We start from the raw sequence: 2,422 nt of genomic DNA, 5'->3' as shown, positions 1-2,422 counted from the left end.
GTAGTCGGGTAAGGGAGAGCAAGTCGCCTTGTCTCCCTCCCCTAAGAACCGAACGTGACACTTTCGCATCATTCGGCTCAAGCTCCTGCAAGCTCAACATTTAGACCCTTTCCATGTACCTGTTTATGGCAGGCTTTGTGTAGATGTACCCGATTAGTTACATCATCATTGCCGCCTTTACTTACAGGTACTATGTGATGAGTATCAATTGACTCCCCGTTGCATAGGTGTTCGCCACAGATTGGACAAAACCAGTTTTGCTGTTCAGCTATCTGGTAAAGTTGTGACGCTTTGGAAAAGTATTCTTTTCCGTAGTGGGTTTTTCTCTTTGCCCAATAATCCTTTAAAGATGGATCATCTGGAGATGCAGTTCCTTTCACTTTGATATGCCTGGTTATGGGGATTGTCCGTGTCTTATAGATTTGGGCAGTCCTTTGTTTTCCATGCCTATCTGTGACAAGGGTTCTAAACACCCATGAGTCGTTGCCTACTTTACCAAAGTATTTCCGCTTGACCCAACCTTTGAGTTTCTTCGGATGTCTTTTAACTGCCCATTTGTAGAGCATTTCATACATCCTATAGTCGATGTATTCAAAGGTTTTGTGGCTCACTCCATGTTTGTAGTAGTTAGCCAAGCCCAAGACCACTTCATTGAGATGTCTGATTACTACACTAGGGGCAGTATGACGGTTAGTTTCAAGCCATTCCTTGATTTCTCTTAGTTTGGCTATTACTTTCTCTTTTTGTGGTTTGAGAAGGCATTTTCCATCGAAGTGACGGATATTGAACCCTAAGAAGTTAAAGCCTTCTTTGATATGGCGAATCTTGGTTTTTTCCTCATTCAAGGTTAAGCCTCTTTGCTTTAACCACTCCTGAACGTGAGGGAAAATTGATAGAATGTCTTCTGATGATTTAGCAGTAATTATGAAGTCGTCTGCATATCGGATATAACCGGATTTTGGACGTTGCTTCACTAGCTTTGCTCCGGCGGTTTTCCCTGTTTTAACCTCGTATCGGTGTTCCCTTTTAAACGTCGAGAGTAATTCTTCGAGTCCATGTAGGGCGATGTTGGCTAGTAAAGGGCTGATCATCCCGCCTTGAGGTGTGCCACTGTCCGTATCGTGTAGACATCCTGCTTCCACGTATCCTACCTTTAGCCATTGTTTGATTAATTCTCGTCCCGGAAGTGTACCGATGGATTTCAGAATATAATCATGGCTAATATTGTCAAATGCCCCTTTTATATCGGCATCTAACACCCAGGTATCATTGCCTTTTTGTAGCCTTGTCCAGCATTGCTGGAGGGCATCGTGGCAGCTTCTACCCGGTCTAAAGCCGTAGCTGTTTGCCTCAAATTGAGCCTCCCAGCAGGGTTCAAGGGAATTCTTGACAATCGATTGAGCGACCCTATCTTGAATGGTTGGGATACCAAGTGGTCGGCGTTTACCGTTACTTTTTGGAATGTAAATCCGTTTGACTGGGTTTGTTTTCCAAAGTTGGTACTCTTTCCATTTATTGATAAGTTTTACTCTCTCCTGGGGGGTTGTTACTTTGACGTTATCGACTCCCGCTGTGCGTTTGCCTTTATTGTCTAGTGTGACTCGCCTTACGGAATCAAGCAGGTTTGCGTAGCTTCTTAGCATCAGTTTCATAAGGCTGCGAACCTTGTTCCACTGACCCTGTTGAGTTGCACGATAAATTCTTTGTCTCAGATTCCTAACTCTCTTTTTGACTTGCTTCCAGTTAATGGAATTCCAGTCTTGAAGAGGTTCTTTGGCTCCGATGTCCTGTGGGACTCTATCTTTTACCATTGTTCGGTTTCGTGTTACATCGATTTATCGTTTGGAACCTGTCGGAAGTCTGCTATCTTTCGATGTGGGGCAAAGCTTGAACCCCTATCCAAGGCATTACCCCTGGCTTTCGCTTTCTCCGACATCCTTTACCCTCTAAGTAGTTCAGCTTTCCTTGCGGGCGACCTACTCCAGAAATCGACCTTTTCTGGAGAACTTATAGGGCTTACCCTGTTTCCCTGTTGAGAGAGATACGAATGGTTCGGGTTTTGACTTTGCTCCGGTAGGAATATGTTCTGTCGTTCTCCAGCGGTTGGCTTCCGGTAGAACCACCTACTTACCATTTTGGTCAGAGTGTATACAGCCCTTTTCACTCCATAGCCGTAACGGAGTTTTGTAGTCAATTCGCTGGCGCTAACCCTTGCCATTCTTCCCCTTGCAGATGTACCAATGTTAGGGCTATCAGTCTTCTCTGCTTTCGTGGTCTGCATTCCCCCAGGTTGATTGCTTACTACTGGAGTGACCGGACTCAGTGAGTCTTTTACGTGGGGACTGCGGGACAGAAACCGCAGGGAGGATAGGTTCTCCACTCCGTTCATCAGGGTGCCACGTCGCACCCATCCATCAGCTTT

The 2,422-nt window shown here is 45.3% G+C and carries 1 protein-coding gene; it reads right to left on the bottom strand.

Annotated elements, in window-relative coordinates; genetic code table 11:
• Nucleotides 1–77: 77 nt before the first annotated feature.
• Nucleotides 78–1,811 (bottom strand): group II intron reverse transcriptase/maturase, encoded by a 1,734-nt coding sequence (gene ltrA / locus MiSe_RS48620; protein ID WP_226594651.1) that lies wholly within the window; start codon nucleotides 1,809–1,811, stop codon nucleotides 78–80.
• Nucleotides 1,812–2,422 lie beyond the last annotated feature (611 nt).

Origin of the sequence: Microseira wollei NIES-4236 (assembly GCF_020521235.1) — a bacterium.
Taxonomy (GTDB): Bacteria; Cyanobacteriota; Cyanobacteriia; order Cyanobacteriales; family Aerosakkonemataceae; genus Microseira; species Microseira wollei.
Note: the sequence above shows the minus strand (reverse complement) of the source record. Positions and strands in the feature narration are given on the sequence as shown.

Bases quoted from the DNA above. Each gene is read 5' to 3' on its own strand.
- ltrA (WP_226594651.1), bottom strand. From the start codon at position 1,811: ATGGTAAAAGATAGAGTCCCACAGGACATCGGAGCCAAAGAACCTCTT.